Raw genomic sequence first — 17,958 nt, forward strand, 5'->3', positions numbered from 1 at the left:
CTGCTGTCGCGCAATCGCGCTTGTCGAGCAAAGCGGGGCTGCCCTATGGTCGTTTCCCCCTGAGGAAACGCCTGTGAAAAAGAACAAGCGCATGAACGACCGCTCCCCGCCGACCAAGCGCACCCGTCCGACCTTCACCGACCAGGAGGCGCTGCTCTTCCACTCGCAGGGGAGGCCGGGCAAGCTCGAGATCATTCCAACGGTACCGATGGCGACCCAGCGCGACCTGTCGCTGGCCTATTCGCCGGGTGTCGCGGTGCCGGTCCTCGCCATCGCCGAAGACCACAGCCGCGCCTATGACTACACCGCCCGCGCCAATCTGGTCGCGGTGATCTCGAACGGCACTGCCATTCTCGGTCTCGGCAATCTCGGCGCGCTCGCCTCCAAGCCGGTCATGGAAGGCAAGTCGATCCTGTTCAAGCGCTTCGCCGACGTCGATTCGATCGATCTCGAGGTCGACACCGAGGACGCCGACAAGTTCATCGAGGCCGTGCGCTATCTTGGCCCCTCCTTCGGCGGCATCAATCTCGAGGACATCAAGGCGCCGGAGTGCTTCATCATCGAGCAGCGCCTGCGCGAATTGATGGACATCCCGGTCTTCCATGACGACCAGCACGGCACTGCGATCATCGCCGCCGCAGGCCTGATCAACGCGCTCGACCTGACCGGCCGCGACGTCAAGTCGACCAGGCTCGTCATCAATGGCGCCGGCGCCGCCGCGATCGCCTGCATCGAATTGCTCAAGGCGATGGGCTTCAAGCCCGACAACGTCATCCTCTGCGACACCAAGGGCGTGATCTACCAGGGCCGCACCGAGGGCATGAACCAGTGGAAGTCGGCCCATGCGGCGGTCACCGACCGGCGCACGCTGGCGCAGGCGATGGAAGGGGCCGACGCCTTCTTCGGTCTGTCGCAGAAGGGCGCGGTGACGCCGGAGATGGTCGCCTCGATGGCGGAAAACCCGATCATCTTCGCCATGGCCAATCCCGATCCGGAGATCACGCCGGAGGAGGTGCATGCCATTCGCGAGGACGCGATCATGGCGACCGGGCGTTCGGATTATCCGAACCAGGTCAACAACGTCCTCGGCTTCCCGTTCATCTTCCGCGGCGCGCTCGATGTCCGTGCCACCACGATCAACATGGAGATGAAGATCGCCGCAGCCGAATCCCTGGCGCAGCTCGCCCGTGAGGACGTGCCGGACGAGGTCGCGGCCGCCTATCAGGGCGCGCGCCCGCGCTATGGCAAGGACTACATCATCCCGGTGCCGTTCGACCCACGGCTGATCCATGTCGTGCCGATGGCGGTCGCCAAGGCAGCGATGGATACCGGCGTCGCCGGCAAGCCGATCGTCGACACCGGCGCCTACAAGGCGCAGCTCTCGGCGAGGCGCGATCCGGTCACCGGCGCGCTCAACCGCATCTTCGAGCGCGTCCGGCGCTATCCCAAGCGCGTCGTCTTCGCCGAGGGCGAGGAGGAGCAGGTCATCCGCGCCGCCGCCTCCTTCGTCAATCAGGAGCTCGGCAAGGCGATCCTGGTCGGGCGAGAGGAGCGTATCAACGAAACCGCCGAACATCTTGGCGTCGATCTCGCCGCCAAGGGCATCGAGATCCAGAACGCCAGGCTCTCGCACCGCAATTCGGCCTATGCACAGTATCTCTACGAGCGGCTGCAGCGGCAGGGCTATCTCTTCCGCGACTGCCAGCGCCTGATCAACCAGGATCGCAATCATTTCGCCGCGGCGATGGTCGCGCTTGGCGACGCCGATGCGATGGTCACCGGCGTTACCCGCAACTACTCGATCGCGCTGGAAGAGATCCGCCGCGTCATCGACGACCGGCCGGGCCACCGCCTGATCGGCGTCTCGATCGCGATCACGCGCGGACGCACCGTTCTGGTCGCCGACACTGCGATCACCGAGATGCCGACGGCGCAGGAGCTCTCCGAGATCGCGATCGAGGCGGCCGGCGTCGCACGCCGCCTCGGCTACGAGCCCAAGGTCGCGATGCTCGCCTTCTCGACCTTCGGCCATCCGGCAGGGGAACGCTCCGAGAAGGTGCGCGAAGCGGTGACGATCCTCGACGGCCAGCGCGTCGATTTCGAGTATGACGGCGAGATGGCTGCCGATGTCGCGCTCAACCGCGACCTGATGGCGCAATACCCGTTCTGCCGCCTGACCGGGCCGGCCAACGTGCTGGTGATGCCGGCGTTCCACTCGGCCTCGATCTCGACCAAGATGCTGCAGGAACTTGGCGGCGCCACCGTGATCGGTCCGCTGCTGGTCGGCCTCGACAAGCCGGTGCAGATCGTGCCGCTCGGCGCCAAGGATTCCGACATCGTCAACATGGCGGCGCTGGCGGCGTTCAACATCGGCGGGTGAGGAGCTGCCGTCATGCTCGGGCGAAGACCCGAGCATCTCATGACAAAAAGGCGCCCTTGAAGGGGCGCCTCATCCTGCAGGAGATTCTCGGGTCGGCGCTGCGCACCGCCCGAGAATGACGCCCTGTCGCCGCGTCAGTTCGTGCGCGGGCCGAGATCGCGCGGGGCGGCGTTGACGGTGACGATCTGGCCGTTGCGCAGCTCGAGCACGGCAAGGCCACGCTCGTTCAAGCCATCCGGGCGGAAGCGGAAGACGCCATCGGCACCGGCGAAGCCGGAGGCGTTGGTCAGGACGCTCTCCGAGAAGCGCTGGCTGCCTTGTGTGCGGGCGAGCGCCGCCGCCAACGAGACTGCGTCATAGGACAAGGTCGCCGTGCGGGTCGGGGCGCTGTTGAAGCGCTTCTGATAGCGGCCGGCGAAGGCGTTGAAGCCGGCGGTGTCGGGCGAGGCGAACCAGCCGCCCTGGATCGCCGGGACGCGCGCGACATTGGCGTCGTTCCAGACGCCGGTGCCGAGCGGCTTGACCTTGGCCGGGTCGTAGCCGGCCTGCTGCAGGAGAAGGCCGAGGCTCGCCATCGTCGCCGCATCGGCCGGCACGAACAGCGCGTCCGCCTGCTGCAGCGCCGGCGCCAGCCGCGTGGCGGCGGCGCGCATGCTGTTCTGGTCGGAGCCGAAGCGCTCGATCACCACGACGCGGGCGCCGCGATTGGCCACGGCCTGCTGGAAGGCGCCCTCGACGACCTTGCCATAGGCGGTCTCGGGCACCAGCGCCGCGAAGGACTTGCGCCCCTGTGCTGAGGCGTAGGTGATGACGCGGTTGACGTCGTTCTCAGGCGGGAAGGAGAGCAGGTAGACGCCGCGCGCGGCGACGTTGCTGTCGCTGGAAAAGGCGATGACCGGCTTGCCGGCTCCGCGGGCAACCTGGCCGACGGCCTGGACGGAAGGCGCAAACAAGGGGCCGATGATCAATTCGGCACCTTCGCGCAGAGCCTCCTGCGCCGCTGCCTGAGCGCCGTCCGGCGTGCCGCGATCATCCTTGACCAGCAGCGTCAGGTCGGCGCCGGGGAATTCGGCGAGCGCCATCTCGGCGGCGTTCTTGAGCGAGTTGCCGACGGTCGCGCCGGAACCCTCGGCGGTCAGCGGCAGGATCAGGCCGACCTTGACCGAGCCGGTGCCGATGGTCGGGCCGCTGGGCGGCGCGTTGCCGCCGGCCTGGGGCGCGGAGGGGCCATCGAAACCGGGGAAGCCACCGGTGCCGCCGCTGCAGGCGGCGAGCGCGGCGCCGACACCGGACAGCAGGATCAGCCGGCGGCTCGGCGGAGTGAGGAGCTTGCTCTGACGCGACACGGCTTTCGTCTCCACTCCTCGGCGAGGCACGAGACGCGCCCGCATCGGCTGAATCTCGTTCCGAACCGTGAACAAGTCCTGCCAGTGAGCAAGGCTATTTTCAAGTTGTTAACTCTAGGTTGCTGGGCAGAACGCCGGGGAATGGTGGCATCTTATCGATCGGTGTGGCAGTTTCGCCGCCATGTCCGGCATGTCTTCCGCCCCGCCTCCCGTTGGTCGCGCCCCGAGCTATGCGGCCTTCGGGCTCCGGGCCGAGGCCGAGCCGCTCGCGCCCGGGCTGCACATCGTCGCGACGCCGATCGGCAATCTCAAGGACATCTCTTTCCGGGCGCTGTCGACGCTCGCCGCCGCCGACGCCGTGCTGGCCGAGGACACAAGAACCTCGAAGACGCTGCTGGCTCATTACGGCATCGCGACGCCGCTTCTGCCCTATCACGAGCACAATGCCGCGCAGATGCGCCCGAAGATCCTGGAGAGGCTGCGCCAAGGCGGCAAGCTCGCGCTGATCTCGGATGCCGGCACGCCCCTCGTCTCTGACCCCGGCTACAAGCTCGTCGCCGAGGTCGTGGCGGAAGGTTTGCCGGTCACCGGCATTCCCGGCCCTTCCGCCGTGCTGGCGGCTTTGGTGCTGGCGGGGCTCCCGACCGACCGTTTCTTCTTCGAGGGCTTTTTGCCGCCGAAAACTGCGGCCCGGAAAGCCCGCCTCACCGAGCTTGCCGCCATTCCCGGCACGCTCGTCTTCTTCGAATCGCCGCGCCGGCTCGCCGAGATGCTGGCCGACGCCGCTGCGGTGCTCGGCGCGCGCTCCAGCGCGGTCGCACGCGAGCTGACCAAATATTACGAGAACGTCCGCCGCGGCCCGCTGCCCGAGCTCGCGACCCACTACGCCGAGGCCGAGGAGGCGCGTGGCGAGATCGTCGTGGTGATCGGCCCGCCCGACGCTTCCGCGGCAGCCGCGCAGGGCGACACGCTCGACGAAGCCTTGCGCACCGCGCTCGCCAAGGTCTCGCTGAAGGAAGCGGTGGCGCAGGTCGCGGCCGCCAGCGGCCAGCCGCGCCGCGTCGTCTATGCCCGCGCCCTCGAACTGACGCGCACGCCATGAGCGAGGCGCTGCGCAGCCGCCGCGCCCGCCATTCCGGCCTGTCCGGCCGCCGCGGCGAATGGCTCGCAGTCGCCTTTCTCAGCCTCAAGGGCTATCGCCTGCTGCAGCGCCGGTTCGGCGGCAAGGGCGGCGAGATCGATCTGATCATGGCGCGCGGGAACAACATCGTCTTCGTCGAGGTCAAGGCGCGCGCGGCGCTCGACGATGCCGCGAGCGCGATCACACCGGACAAGCGCCGGCTGATGGAAGCGCGCATCAGGCAATGGCTGGCACGCAATCCCTGGGCGATGCAGCGCAATTTGCGGGCCGACGCCGTCTTCCTCGCGCCTTGGCGGCTCCCCCGCCATGTCCCGCGCGTGTTCGAGCTCGTGCTCTGACGCAAGGCGAGCCCTCTTGCGCTGCCGCGGTACCGCAGCCGATATAACGGCCGCAACCGGAGCTTCCGCCATGCCGCTGAACGTCGCCATCCAGATGGACCCGATCGAAAAGGTCCGCATCGCCGGCGACACCGGCTTCGCCCTGATGCTGGAAGCGCAGGCGCGCGGCCACAGGCTCTTCACCTACACGCCCGACAAGCTGACCTTGCGCGACGGCAAGGTCACCGCCGTGATCAGCCCGGTCGAGGTGCGCGACGTCGAGGGCGACCATTTCACGCTCGGCCAGTCCGAGCGGACCGACCTCTCGACGCTCGACGTGGTGCTGCTGCGCCAGGACCCGCCCTTCGACATGGCCTATGTCTCCTCGACCCATATGCTCGAGCGCATCCATCCGAAGACGCTGGTGGTCAACGACCCGACCGAGGTCCGCAATGCGCCCGAAAAGCTGTTCGTCACGCATTTCCCCGAGCTGATGCCGCCGACGCTGATCACGCGCGACCGCGCCGAGATCGAGGCCTTCCGCGAGGAGTTCGGCGAGATCGTGATGAAGCCGCTCTACGGCCATGGCGGCGCGACCGTGTTCAAGACCGGCAAGGGCGATCCGAATTTCGGCTCGCTCTACGATCTGTTCGCCAACCTCTTCCGCGAGCCTTGGGTGATTCAGGCCTTCCTCAAGGAGGTCACCGAGGGCGACAAGCGCATCATCCTGATCGACGGCAAGGCGGCAGGCGCAGTCAATCGCGTGCCGGCCGTGGGCGACCTGCGCGCCAACATGGTGCGCGGCGGCGCGGCCAGGCCGACCGACCTGTCGAAGCGCGAACTCGAAATCTGCGAACGCATCGGCCCGGCGCTCAGGGAGCGCGGCCTCTTGCTGGTCGGCATCGACGTGATCGGCGGTAAGCTGACCGAGATCAACGTCACCGCCCCGACCGGCGTGCGCGCCATCAAGAAGCTCGGTGGCCCCGATCTCGCGGCCCAGCTCTTCGATGTGATCGAAGCGAAGCGCGGCGCAAAGTAATTCAGGCGGCGACGCCGGACGTCCCGTTCAGCGGATTGTCCGGGTCCCAGCCATATTTCATCGTCTCGAAGCGCATCGCCATCGCGTCGACCAGCAGGAGCTTGCCGACCAGCGGCTCGCCAAAGCCGGTGATCGCGCGGATCACTTCCAGCGCCATCAGCGAGCCCATCATGCCGGCGAGCGCACCGAGCACGCCGGCCTCGGCGCAGGGCGCGACCGTGCCGGGCGGCGGTTCGTTCGGGAACAGGCAGCGATAGGTCGGGTTGGGCTGCCCGTCCGGACTCGTCTCATGCGCGCGGATCGTGGTCAGCGAGCCGTCGAAGCGGCCGAGCGCCGCCGTCACCAGCGGCTTCTTCTCATGGAAGCAGGCATCGGAGACGGCATAGCGCGTCGCAAAATTGTCCGAACCGTCGGCGACGACATCGTAGAAGGCCACTAAGGCACGCGCGTTGTGCGGGTCGATCCGGGTGACATACTCCTCGATCTCGACCCGCGGGTTGAGTCGCGTGACGAAATTGGCGGCGGCGACCACCTTGCGCGCCCCGATATCCTCCGAGCCGAAGATGATCTGCCGCTGCAGGTTCGAGAGCGAGACATGGTCGTCGTCGACGATGCCGATCGTGCCGACGCCGGCCGCCGCGAGATAGGGGATCAGCGGCGCCCCCAGCCCGCCGGCACCGATCACCAGCACCCGGGCGCGCTTGAGCTTGGCCTGGCCGGGGCCGCCGATCTCCGGCAGCACCAGATGGCGGGCATAGCGCTCGATCTCGGCATCGTTCAGCGTCATGGCCGGCAAGCTAGGCCGATCCGCTCGCGCCAGCAATCGGGTGCCCTGCCGTGACAGGAAGCGGGTGTCTGCACGAGCCGCCAGCCTGCGATCACCCGCGCCGCATTCCCTGAACAAGGACACAGGACATGACGGCACTGAAGGACAAGGTCGCGATCGTCACCGGCGCGAGCTCTGGCATCGGCCGGGCGGCGGCGAAGCTGTTCGCCTTGGAGGGCGCCAGGCTGGTCATCACCGCGCGGCGGCAAATCGAGCTCGACAGGCTAGTAGACGAAATCGCAGCGGCGGGCGGCGAAGCGATCGCAGTCGCAGGCGACATCCGTCAGGAGGCGCTGGCGCAGCGCCTGGTCGAGACCGCGACCGAGCGCTTCGGCGGCCTCGACATCGGCTTCAACAATGCCGGCATCATCGGCGAGCTCGGCCCGATCGGGCAGATGGCGAGCGAAAGCTGGCATGAGGTGATCGAGAGCAACCTGACCAGCGCCTTTCTCGGCGCGAAGTACCAGGCGCCGGCGCTGGAAGCGCGCGGCGGCGGCTCGCTGATCTTCACCGCGAGCTTCGTCGGTTACACCGCCGGCCTCGCCGGCATGTCGGCCTATGCTGCCAGCAAGGCCGGGCAGATCGGCCTGGTAAAGGCGCTCGCGGCCGAGCTCGGCGGCAAGCGCATCCGAGTCAACGCCCTGCTGCCGGGGGGCACCGATACACCAGCCGCAACCACCAATGCGCCCGGCGCCGGCCCGGAGGTACTCGCCTTCGTCGAGGGCATCCACGCGCTGAAGCGGATGGCGCAGCCCAAGGAGATCGCCCGCGCCGCGCTGTTCCTCGCCTCGGATGCGTCGAGCTTCGTTACCGGCACGGCCTTCCTCGCCGATGGCGGCGTCTCGATCCAGCGTGGCTGAGGCGACTGTTCATATGTGACACATATCGCCGGGCGGGCCTGCAAGCCCGCTTGGCCCCGTCCGCAAGCCGTGCCATCGTGACCGCAGGCAGGAATGGCGCAACCATTCCGCGTGTGACAGGGGAACGGCTCGATGCGTTTGAAATCTCTCGCGCTCGCTCTGGCGGGCGTCGCCCTTTCGGCCATGGCGGCCATGGCCCAGACCGCGATCAAGCCGGCGATCGTCTATGACAAGGGCGGCAAGTTCGACAAATCCTTCAACGAGGGCGTCTTCGTCGGGGCCGAGAAGTTCAAGGCCGAGACCGGCGTCGAGTTCCGCGATTTCGAACCGACCAACGACGCGCAGATCGAGCAGGCGCTGCGCCGCTTCGCCCGCGACGGCCATTCGCCGATCATCGCTGTCGGCTTCTCGCAGGCGACCGCGCTGCAGAAGGTCGCAGCCGAGTTCCCGAACCTGAAGTTCACCATCATCGACATGGTGGTCGAGCTGCCGAACGTGCAGTCGGTCGTGTTCAAGGAGCATGAGGCCTCCTATCTCGTCGGCCTCCTCGCCAGCCTCGCCTCGAAGACCGGCAAGGTCGGCTTCGTCGGCGGCATGGACATCCCGCTGATCCGGAAGTTCGCCTGCGGCTATGTCCAGGGCGTCAAGGCCGGCAAGAAGGACGCCGAGATCTTCCAGAACATGACCGGCTCGACCCCGGCCGCCTGGAACGATCCCGTCAAGGGCGGCGAGCTCGCGAAGTCGCAGATCGACCGCGGCGCCGACGTGATCTACCACGCCGCCGGCGGCACCGGCATCGGCGTGCTGCGCGCTGCGGCGGATGCCGGCAAGCTCGGCATCGGCGTCGATTCCAACCAGAACATGCTGCATCCCGGCAAGGTGCTGACCTCGATGCTGAAGCGCGTCGACGTTGCCGCCTACACCTCGTTCAAGGAGGCGCGCGACGGCACCTGGAAGCCCGGCGTCTCGGTGCTCGGGCTGAAGGAAGACGGCGTCGGCTGGGCGCTCGACGACAACAACAAGGCGCTGATCACGCCCGAGATGAAGGCCGCCGCCGACAAGGCCCGCGCCGACATCATCGCCGGCACCGTCAAGGTCCACGACTACATGTCGGATTCCAAGTGCACGATGTGAGCCGGCACCACCGGTGACGAGCCCGCACCCCGCCATCGAGCTCAGCGGCATCAGCAAGGCGTTCGGCCCGGTCAAGGCCAACAAGGACGTCTCGCTCTCGGTCGCCGCCGGCTCGATCCACGGCATCGTCGGCGAGAACGGCGCCGGCAAGTCGACGCTGATGTCGATCCTCTACGGCTTCTACGAGGCCGATGCCGGCGAGATCCGGGTCGGAGGAGAGGCGCGAAGGATCCGCTCCTCGTCGGATGCGATCGCCGCCGGGATCGGCATGGTCCACCAGCACTTCATGCTGGTCGAGCCGCTCAGCGTCGTCGAGAACATTGTGCTCGGCGCCGAGGGCGGAGCGCTGCTCAAGCGCGGCATCGGCAAGGCCCGGGCCGAGCTGGCGCGGCTGTCCCAGGAATACGGGCTCGCCATCGATCCCGACGCGATCGTGGGGGAGCTTTCGGTCGGCCTGCAGCAGCGCGTCGAGATACTGAAGGCGCTCTATCGCGGCGCGCAGGTGCTGATCCTCGACGAGCCGACGGCGGTGCTGACCCCGGCCGAAGCCGACCAGCTCTTCGAATTGCTGCGGGCGCTGAAGGCGCAGGGCAAGACGGTGATCCTGATCACCCATAAGCTGCGCGAGATCATGGCGGTGACCGACCGCGTCTCGGTGATGCGGCGCGGCGAGATGGTCGCCCATGTCGAGACCGAACGGACCTCGCCGGCCGAGCTCGCCGAGGCGATGGTCGGCCGGCGCGTGTTGCTGCGCGTCGAGAAGGCGCCGCGCCAGCGCGGGGCACCGGTGCTGGAGGCGGCCGGCCTTTCCGTGATCGACGAGCGTGGCTGCGAGACGCTGCGCGACGCCAGCCTGACCCTGCATGAAGGCGAGATCGTCGGCATCGCCGGCGTCGCCGGCAACGGCCAGAGCGAATTGCTCGATGTGCTCGCCGGTCTGACCCAGCCGGCGCGCGGCGTGATCCGGCTCGGCGGGACGATCCTCAACGCCACCGACCGCAACCCGGCCAATCTGCGCAAGCTCGGCCTGATGCATATTCCCGAAGACCGGCTCAGGACCGGCCTCGTCACCGCCTTCGCCGCGGCCGAGAACGCGATCCTCGGCTATCATGACGACCCCGCCTTCGGGCGAGGCCCCTTCCTGTCGCCGACATTGGTCGAGCAGCACGCCCGCGCCGGCATGCAGGATTACGACGTCCGTCCTGTCGATCCAAACCTGAAGACCGCCAAGTTCTCCGGCGGCAATCAGCAGAAGATCGTGCTCGCCCGCGAGATCGAGCGGGCGCCGAAGGTGCTGCTGGTCGGCCAGCCGACGCGCGGGGTCGATATCGGCGCGATCGAGTTCATCCACCGCCGCCTGATCGCCCTGCGCGATCAGGGCGTCGCGATCCTGCTCGTCTCGGTCGAGCTGGAAGAGGTGATGGCGCTCTCCGACCGGATCCTGGCGCTCTGCGGCGGCCAGATCACCGGCGAGCGCGAGGCGGTGGCGACCGACGAGCGCGATCTTGGCCTGCTGATGGCCGGCGTCAGCGAGCGCGCGGCATGAGCGCTGCCCCGATCGATCTGCCGCGCTGGGCCGATACCGCCCTCGTCCCGCTGGTCTCGGTCGCGGCGGCGCTCGTCGTCGCCGGGCTCGTCGTGCTCTCGATCGGCGAAAGCCCGCTGGAGGCGACGACGCTGCTGCTGAAGGGCTCGCTCGGCAGCCTCGAAGGCCTCGGCTTCACGCTCTACTACACCACCAACTTCATCTTCACCGGCCTTGCCGTCGCGGTCGCCTTCCATGCCGGCCTGTTCAATATCGGCGGCGAGGGCCAGGCGACCATCGCCGGCATCTTCGCCGCGCTCGCCTGCCTCTGGCTCGCGCCGCTGCCGGGCATCCTGCTGGTGCCGCTCGCCATCCTCGCCGCGGCGGCGGGCGGGGCGCTCTGGGCCTTCATCCCCGGTTATCTCCAGGCGACACGCGGCAGCCATGTCGTGATCACCACGATCATGTTCAACTTCATCGCGGCGACGCTGATCGTCTATCTCCTGGTCGAGGTGATGGGGAAAGCGGGCTCGATGCAGCCGGAAACCCCGGACTTCCCGAAGCAGGCGGTGCTGACGCCGATCCACGAACTGCTCGGCGCCTTCGGGCTGAAGCTGCCGTCGACGCCGCTCAACACCTCGTTCCTGCTGGCGCTGGCCTCGCTCGTTGCCGTCTGGGCGCTGATCTACCGCTCGCGGCTCGGCTATGCGATCCGAACCGTCGGCGCCAATCCCCGCGCTGCCGCCTATGCCGGCATCTCGCCGGCGCGGATCATCATGGTGGCGATGGCGATCTCGGGCGCGCTCGCCGGCGGGCTCGCGGTCAACGAAGCCATGGGCGTGCAGCACCGGCTGGTGCTCGATTTCACCGCCGGCTACGGCTTCGTCGGCATCGCGGTGGCGCTGATGGGGCGCGGCCACCCGGTCGGCGTCGGCCTCGCCGCTTTGCTCTTCGGCGTGCTCTATCAGGGCGGGGCGGAGCTCTCCTTCGACAAGCCGACCATCACCCGCGACATGGTCGTGGTGATCGGCGGCATCGTCATCCTCTTCGCCGGCGCGCTCGACGGCTTGTTCCGGCGGCTGGTGGCGAGCGTGCTCGCTCTCGGGCGCGGAGGCTAGGCGATGGAGATCGTCCAGACGCTCGCCGTCATCCTCGATTCGACGATCCGGCTGTCGATCCCGCTGCTCTGCGCCGCGCTCGCCGGGCTCTGGTCGGAGCGCTCCGGCGTCGTCGACATCGGTCTCGAAGGCAAGATGCTGATCGCCGCCTTCGCCTCGGCGGTGGTCGCCTATCACAGCGGCTCAGCCTGGGCCGGCCTTGGGGCCGGCATGCTCGCCGCGATCGCCTTGTCGCTGGTGCACGGCTTTGCCGCGATCACCTGGCGCGGCAATCAGATCGTTTCCGGCGTCGCGATCAACATGCTGGCAGTCGGGCTCACCGCCATCCTCGGCAATGCCTGGTATGGCCAGGGCGGGCGCACGCCGAACCTCGAAGGCGCGGCGCGCTTCCCCGAACTCGATTTGCCTTTCGTTGGCGCGCTCAAAGACATCCCGGTCTTCGGCCCGATCTACGACATCGCGATCTCCGGCCATACTGCGCCGGTCTATCTCGCCGTGCTCGCCCTCGTGCTGACGGCGCTGACGCTGAAGCACACACGCTTCGGCCTGCGCCTGCGCGCCGTCGGCGAGAACCCGGCCGCGGTCGACACTGCCGGCGTCTCGGTTGCCGGTTTGCGCTATGCCGCGGTGATCATCTGCGGCGCGCTCTGTGGCCTCGGCGGCACCTATCTCGCCGTCTCGCAATCGGCCGGCTTCCTGCCGCAGATGACCGCAGGCAAGGGCTTCATCGCGCTTGCCGCGGTGATCTTCGCCAACTGGCGGCCCTGGCCGGCGCTGTTCGCCTGCCTGCTCTTCGGCCTGCTCGACGCGGTCGCAATCAGGCTTCAAGGCGTCAGCCTACCCGGCATAGGCTTGGTCCCGGTGCAGGCGATCCAGGCCCTGCCCTATGTGATGACCGTGGTGCTGCTCGCCGGCTTCATCGGCAAGGCGACGCCGCCGAAGGCGTCGGGCCTGCCTTATGTCAAGGAACGCTGAGTGTCCGCCGAACCCGATCTCGACGCCCTCTTCGCCGCGGCTCTCGCCGCGCAGCAGAAGGCTTATGCGCCCTATTCGCGCTTCAAGGTCGGCGCCGCCATCCTGGCCGATGACGGCAGGGTCTACCCCGGCTGCAATGTCGAGAACGCCGCCTATCCCGTCGGCGCCTGCGCCGAAGCCGGCGCGATCTCGGCGATGATCGCCGGCGGCGCGCGGGCCATCCATGCGATCGCCGTCATCGGCGACGGCGCCGAGCTCGTGACGCCCTGTGGCGCCTGCCGCCAGCGCATCCGCGAATTCGCCGCGCCGGAGACGCCGATCGCCATTGCCGGGCCCGAGGGCATCCGCGCGCGCTTTTCGCTGGCCGAGCTGTTGCCAGCCTCGTTCGGACCGGCCAATTTGCCGACCTGATTTGCGGGCGCCCTCAAGGCGACCCGATGAGCGCGGCCAACGCGCCGATGGAGCAACAACATGGCGGCTGATGCGCTTTTCGACCAAGCGGCATCGACACTGATCGATCGTGGCATCGATGGCGGCATCGACTGCGCCATCGTGCTCGGCACCGGGCTCGGCCGGATCATCGACGACATGGTCGAGCCGATCTCGATCCCGTTCGAGGAGATCCCCGGCTTCCCGAAAGGCTCGGTCTCCGGCCATGCCAAGCGGTTGAGCTATGGCGTGCTGCACGGCAAGCGGGTGCTGGTCTTCGAGGGCCGCGCGCATTTCTACGAGACCGGCGATCCTGCCATCATGCGCGTGCCGCTCGGCATGCTCGCCGCTTTCGGCTCGCCGCCGCTGGTGCTGACCAATGCCGCCGGCTCGCTGCGTCCGGACCTTCGGCCCGGCAGCCTGGCGCTGATCACAGACCACATCAACTACAACGGCCCGAACCCGCTGGTCGGCGATACCGGCGACGGCCGCTTCGTGCCGATGATCGACGCCTATGATCCGCATCTGCGCGCCCGGCTGAAGAAGGCGGCCGCCGCGAGCGGTGCCAATATGGGCGAGGGCGTCTATATGTGGTTCTCCGGACCGAGCTTCGAGACGCCGGCCGAGATCAAGATGGCCAAGACGCTCGGCGCCGACCTCGTCGGGATGTCGACCGTGCCTGAGGTGATTCTGGCGCGGCGCTACGGCTTGCGCGTCGCTGGCCTCTCGATCATCACCAATATGGGCGCCGGCATCCTCGGCGGCGCGCCCAGCCATGGCGAGACGCGCGACGTCGCGGCGACCGCGACCACGGCGCTGCGCCGCGTGCTGCGTTCCTTCCTGAGCGAGCTCTGATCATGTCGGATGCCGATCTCGCTTTGCGTGCGCTACGCCTGCTCGACCTGACGGATCTCTCCGACCAGGCGAACGAGACCGGCACGCTGCAGCTCTGTGCCCGCGCTGTCGCGGCGCCCGGTCCGGTCGCGGCGATCTGCATCTGGCCGCAATTCCTCAAGCTGGCGCGCCAGACGCTGAAGGCGTCGCCGGTCAGGATCGCCACCGTGATCAACTTCCCGGCCGGCAACAGCAATTGCAACCTGATCGGTAGCGATATCACCGAAGCCATCGGCGATGGCGCCGACGAGATCGATCTCGTGCTGCCCTGGCGGGCCTTCCTCGCCGGAGATGCCGAGATCGCCCGCGAAATGGTCGCCGAAGCGCGCGGCAGCTCAGGCGACAAGACGCTGAAAGTCATCCTCGAAACCGGCGAATATCCGGATCAGACTTCCGTGCGCGCCGCTTCCAAGCTCGCCATCGCGGCGGGCGCCGACTTCATCAAGACCTCGACCGGCAAGACCAAGACCTCCGCCACGCCGGCGGCCGCCCGCACCATGCTGGAGGCGATCAAGGCCTCGGGGAGGCCGGTCGGCCTGAAGCCTTCCGGCGGTCTGCGCACGCTCGCCGACGCGAAAACCTATCTCGACCTCGCCGACGAAATCATGGGGCCGGGCTGGGCGACGGCAAAGACCTTCCGCTTCGGCGCCAGCGGCCTCTATGGCGTGCTCGCCGACATCATCGCCGGCACCGCCCCGGCCGAACGGACCGACGGAGCCTATTGATGCGCCTGCCGCAGGAGATCATCGCCGCCAAGCGCGACGGCGAGCGCCTGGGCGCTAACGACATCCGCCAGATGATCGCGGGCCTGACCGACGGCTCGGTCAGCGAGGGCCAGGCCGCCGCTTTCGCCATGGCGATCTTCTTCCGCGACATGGATGCCGAGGAGCGCGTCGCGCTGACGCTGGCCATGCGCGATTCCGGCACGGTACTGGACTGGCGCGACCTGCCGGGCCCCGCGCTCGACAAGCATTCGACCGGCGGCGTCGGGGACACGGTCTCGCTGCCGCTCGCCGCGGCGGTCGCGGCCTGCGGCGGCTATGTCCCGATGATCTCCGGCCGTGGCCTCGGCCATACCGGCGGCACGCTCGACAAGCTCGACGCCGTGCCGGGCTATGTCACCCAGCCGGGGATCGACCTCTTCCGCCATGTCGTGCGTGAGGCCGGCTGCGCCATCATCGGCCAGACCGCCGATCTCGCCCCGGCCGACAAGCGGCTCTATGCGATCCGGGACGTCACCGGCACGGTTGAATCGATCCCGCTGATCACTGCCTCGATCCTGTCGAAGAAGCTCGCTGCCGGCCTCTCCGGCCTCGCCATGGACGTGAAGTTCGGCTCCGGCGCCTTCATGCGCGATTTCGACAGGGCCGAGGCGCTGGCGCAGAGCCTGTCGGATGTCGGCAACGGCGCCGGCCTGCCGACGCGGGCGCTGCTCACCGACATGAGCGAGCCGCTCGCTTCCGCCGCCGGCAACGCGCTCGAAGTGGCCTATGCGCTCGACCATCTGACCGGGCGGCGGCGCGAGCCGCGCTTCCATGATGTCACGGTGGCGCTCTCGGCCGAGATGCTGCTGCTCGGCCGGCTGGCGGCGACGCGCGAGGAGGCGATTGCGAAGATCGAGGACGCCTTCGCCAGCGGCGCGGCGGCGGAGCGCTTCATCCATATGATCGCGGCGCTCGGCGGCCCGGCCGACCTGCTGGAGCATCCCGAACGGCATTTTCCGCGGGCGCCGATCGTCCGCCCGGTCTTCTCCGACCGTCCCGGCCTGGTCGAGGCGATCGACACGCGCGGAGTCGGCCTCGCCGTGGTCGCGCTCGGCGGCGGGCGCACCCGCCCGCAGGACGAGATCGATCATGCCGTCGGGATCACCGAGCTCGCCGGGCTCGGCGAGCGCGTCGGGCCCGACCGGCCGCTCGGTATCATCCATGCCCGCAGCGAGGCCGGCTTCGACGCCGCCCGCATCCGCCTGAAGAGCGCCTATCGCCGCGGCGAGACCGCTGTTACGCGTGGGCCGCTGATCATCCCTGCCTAGGAGTCTTTTCGCCCATGAGCCTGCTTCTGGCGATCACCGGCTGGCATGTCGAGAGCTGGCGCGAGCGCTTCGCGGCGCTGCTGCCCGACCTGCCGATCGTCACGCTCGGCGAGCCCTTCGACCGGCGCGCCGTCCACTATGTCGCGAGCTGGAAGCACCCGGAGGGCAGCCTCGCCGGCCTGCCCAATCTCGCCGCGATCTTCTCGCTCGGCGCCGGCGTCGACCACCTCTTCACCGACAGCCGGCTGCCGCAGGCGCCGATCGCCCGGGTGATCGACCCCGACCTGACGACGCGGATGAGCGAATATGTCGTCATGCACTGCCTGATGCAGCTGCGCCAGCAGCGCCGCTATGAGCGGCAGCAGCGCGAGAAGTCCTGGGACGACGACCGCCACCAGCCGGCGGCGCGCGAGGTCCGCGTCGGCGTCATGGGGCTTGGCGAACTCGGCCAGGATGCGGCGCGCAAGCTGCAGGTGATCGGCTTCGACGTCGCCGGCTGGAGCCGCTCGCCGAAGACGATCGATGGGCTCGCGACCTTCTCGGGCGAGGACGGCCTCGCCGCCCTCCTGGCCCGCACCGACATCCTAGTCGTCCTGCTGCCGCATACGCCGGAGACGGAGGGCATCCTGAACCGCCCGCTGCTCGCCCAGCTGGCGCGCAATGGCCGGCTCGGCGGGCCGGCGCTGATCAATGCCGGCCGCGGGAAATTGCAAGTCGAGACGGACATCCTCGCGGCACTGGACGCCGGCGAGCTCCGGGAAGCGGTGCTCGACGTGTTCGAGACCGAGCCGCTGCCGAAGGAGTCGCGGCTCTGGACCCATCCGGCCGTGACGGTGACGCCGCACAACTCCGCCATGTCGGCGCCCGAGACCGTCGCCGACCAGATCGCAGCGCAGATCAGGCGGCTGGAGGCCGGCGGCGAGCTGCAGAACGTCGTCGATCCCAGCCGGGGTTACTGATGCGACACGTACCCGTCATTGCGAGAAGCGTCAGCGACGAAGCAATCCAGGAGCCGCTGGGCTCTACGTCCCCCTGGATTGCTTCGCTGCGCTCGCAATGACGGTCAGCCCAGCCTGCGGATCGCAGTGATCGGGCCACCATTGCGAGCAAGGATGCGGTCGCGCGCCGGGTGCAGGGGTTCGCTGATCACACTCATCGTATAGGCGGTGGCGTGCAGCAGCGTGTCGGGGTCCGTCATGATGCCGACATGGCCCTTCCAGAAGACGAGATCGCCGCGGCGCAGGCCGGCGAGGCCATCGTCGAAGGCGACGGCCTCGCCCAGTCCCCGCTCCTGCATATCGGAGTCACGCGGCGCGGCCACGCCGGCAGCCGCCAGCGAGAGCTGGACCAGGGCCGAGCAGTCGAGGCCGAGGCTGGTCTTGCCGCCCCAGAAATAGGGAACGTTGAGGAAGCGCTCGGCGACAGCGACGAAATCCGGCTCATGCCGGTCGCGCGGGCTCAGATGCTGCTTGAAGATGTGGCCGCCATGGCCGGTGGTGAAGAAGTCGCCGCTCTCGCCGATGACCGCGACCCCGGCATTGAGCGACAACGCCTCGAGCGGCGGCAGTTTGATCGAGGCGCCGGGATAGACGAAGGTCCGGAGAGCGCAGACGTGATGCGTCGGCACCGACGCATCACCGGCGAGACAATCCTCCGGCAGGTAGCCGACATAGGAATCGCCGACGAGCTGGCCCCAGGCCCAACCCTCATGCTGCTCGTAGACCCTGACCGCCTCGCCGGCGAGCGCCTCGGTGTCCAAAGGCGCGTCGGGCCTCGGCTCACGCCGCAGCGGCGCCGACGGCGTCACTACCCGCATCGGGATCGGATCGACGAAGGCGAGCGCCTCGACCTGGCCGTCGAGATGACGGGCGGCAAGGTCCGGGCGGGCGGGGGTGAGGCGGCGGTCGAGATTCGTGCTCATGCCGGCACTGTAACCCTGTCC

The 17,958-nt window shown here is 68.5% G+C and carries 17 protein-coding genes; 14 read left to right on the forward strand and 3 right to left on the reverse strand.

Features of this window, described 5'->3' with window-relative positions; translation table 11 throughout:
- Positions 1–91 precede the first annotated feature (91 nt).
- Positions 92–2,380 (forward strand): NADP-dependent malic enzyme, encoded by a 2,289-nt coding sequence (locus tag AC3WLC_RS24535; RefSeq protein WP_493686520.1) that lies wholly within the window; start codon positions 92–94, stop codon positions 2,378–2,380.
- A gap of 134 nt (positions 2,381–2,514) precedes the next feature.
- Here AC3WLC_RS24535 and AC3WLC_RS24540 read toward each other — a convergent pair whose 3' ends face one another.
- Positions 2,515–3,726 (reverse strand): penicillin-binding protein activator, encoded by a 1,212-nt coding sequence (locus AC3WLC_RS24540; RefSeq protein ID WP_493686521.1) that lies wholly within the window; start codon positions 3,724–3,726, stop codon positions 2,515–2,517.
- A gap of 190 nt (positions 3,727–3,916) precedes the next feature.
- Between AC3WLC_RS24540 and rsmI the strand changes: the two genes are divergently transcribed.
- The 3 genes from rsmI to gshB all read left to right on the forward strand — a co-directional run bounded on the left by rsmI (position 3,917) and on the right by gshB (position 6,223).
- Positions 3,917–4,828, forward strand: coding sequence for a 16S rRNA (cytidine(1402)-2'-O)-methyltransferase (gene rsmI, locus AC3WLC_RS24545; protein WP_493686652.1), 912 nt, complete (start codon positions 3,917–3,919; stop codon positions 4,826–4,828).
- Positions 4,825–5,205, forward strand: coding sequence for a YraN family protein (locus AC3WLC_RS24550; RefSeq protein ID WP_493686522.1), 381 nt, complete (start codon positions 4,825–4,827; stop codon positions 5,203–5,205). Before rsmI ends, AC3WLC_RS24550 begins: the two co-directional genes overlap by 4 nt.
- 70 nt (positions 5,206–5,275) lie before the next feature.
- The gene (gshB, locus tag AC3WLC_RS24555; RefSeq protein ID WP_493686523.1) at positions 5,276–6,223 is read left to right on the forward strand and encodes a glutathione synthase; all 948 of its coding nucleotides are present in this window, start codon (positions 5,276–5,278) and stop codon (positions 6,221–6,223) included.
- 1 nt (position 6,224) lies between these two features.
- On the opposite strand, the gene AC3WLC_RS24560 is transcribed toward gshB, so the two are convergent.
- On the reverse strand, positions 6,225–7,010 hold the full coding sequence (locus AC3WLC_RS24560; protein WP_493686524.1) for a HesA/MoeB/ThiF family protein: 786 nt from the start codon (positions 7,008–7,010) through the stop codon (positions 6,225–6,227).
- 128 nt (positions 7,011–7,138) lie between these two features.
- Between AC3WLC_RS24560 and AC3WLC_RS24565 the strand changes: the two genes are divergently transcribed.
- The 10 genes from AC3WLC_RS24565 to AC3WLC_RS24610 all read left to right on the forward strand — a co-directional run bounded on the left by AC3WLC_RS24565 (position 7,139) and on the right by AC3WLC_RS24610 (position 16,975).
- Positions 7,139–7,909 carry an SDR family oxidoreductase gene (locus AC3WLC_RS24565; protein ID WP_493686525.1) on the forward strand — a complete coding sequence of 257 codons (771 nt, stop codon included), beginning with the start codon at positions 7,139–7,141 and terminating at the stop codon, positions 7,907–7,909.
- A 132-nt stretch (positions 7,910–8,041) separates the two neighbouring features.
- Complete coding sequence (locus AC3WLC_RS24570) at positions 8,042–9,043, forward strand: BMP family lipoprotein (protein ID WP_493686526.1); 1,002 nt, start codon at positions 8,042–8,044, stop codon at positions 9,041–9,043.
- Between the two features lie 13 nt (positions 9,044–9,056).
- The gene (locus AC3WLC_RS24575) at positions 9,057–10,589 is read left to right on the forward strand and encodes an ABC transporter ATP-binding protein (protein ID WP_493686528.1); all 1,533 of its coding nucleotides are present in this window, start codon (positions 9,057–9,059) and stop codon (positions 10,587–10,589) included.
- Positions 10,586–11,686 carry an ABC transporter permease gene (locus tag AC3WLC_RS24580; RefSeq protein ID WP_493686529.1) on the forward strand — a complete coding sequence of 367 codons (1,101 nt, stop codon included), beginning with the start codon at positions 10,586–10,588 and terminating at the stop codon, positions 11,684–11,686. Before AC3WLC_RS24575 ends, AC3WLC_RS24580 begins: the two co-directional genes overlap by 4 nt.
- A 3-nt stretch (positions 11,687–11,689) precedes the next feature.
- Positions 11,690–12,661 carry an ABC transporter permease gene (locus AC3WLC_RS24585; protein WP_493686530.1) on the forward strand — a complete coding sequence of 324 codons (972 nt, stop codon included), beginning with the start codon at positions 11,690–11,692 and terminating at the stop codon, positions 12,659–12,661.
- Positions 12,662–13,072, forward strand: coding sequence for a cytidine deaminase (locus AC3WLC_RS24590; protein ID WP_493686531.1), 411 nt, complete (start codon positions 12,662–12,664; stop codon positions 13,070–13,072).
- A gap of 60 nt (positions 13,073–13,132) precedes the next feature.
- Positions 13,133–13,945: a purine-nucleoside phosphorylase gene (locus AC3WLC_RS24595; RefSeq protein ID WP_493686532.1), complete on the forward strand. Its 813-nt coding sequence runs from the start codon at positions 13,133–13,135 to the stop codon at positions 13,943–13,945.
- Positions 13,946–13,947: 2 nt separating this feature from the next.
- Complete coding sequence (gene deoC / locus AC3WLC_RS24600) at positions 13,948–14,709, forward strand: deoxyribose-phosphate aldolase (protein WP_493686533.1); 762 nt, start codon at positions 13,948–13,950, stop codon at positions 14,707–14,709.
- Complete coding sequence (gene deoA, locus AC3WLC_RS24605; RefSeq protein WP_493686534.1) at positions 14,709–16,016, forward strand: thymidine phosphorylase; 1,308 nt, start codon at positions 14,709–14,711, stop codon at positions 16,014–16,016. The genes deoC and deoA overlap by 1 nt, the downstream gene beginning before the upstream one ends.
- Positions 16,017–16,030: 14 nt before the next feature.
- A complete protein-coding gene (locus AC3WLC_RS24610) occupies positions 16,031–16,975 on the forward strand; it encodes a 2-hydroxyacid dehydrogenase (RefSeq protein WP_493686535.1) in 945 nt (314 codons plus the stop codon).
- A gap of 104 nt (positions 16,976–17,079) precedes the next feature.
- On the opposite strand, the gene AC3WLC_RS24615 is transcribed toward AC3WLC_RS24610, so the two are convergent.
- Positions 17,080–17,937 carry a C40 family peptidase gene (locus tag AC3WLC_RS24615; protein ID WP_493686536.1) on the reverse strand — a complete coding sequence of 286 codons (858 nt, stop codon included), beginning with the start codon at positions 17,935–17,937 and terminating at the stop codon, positions 17,080–17,082.
- Positions 17,938–17,958: the final 21 nt, after the last annotated feature.

The organism is Allobosea sp. GW821-FHT03A12, assembly GCF_058986765.1.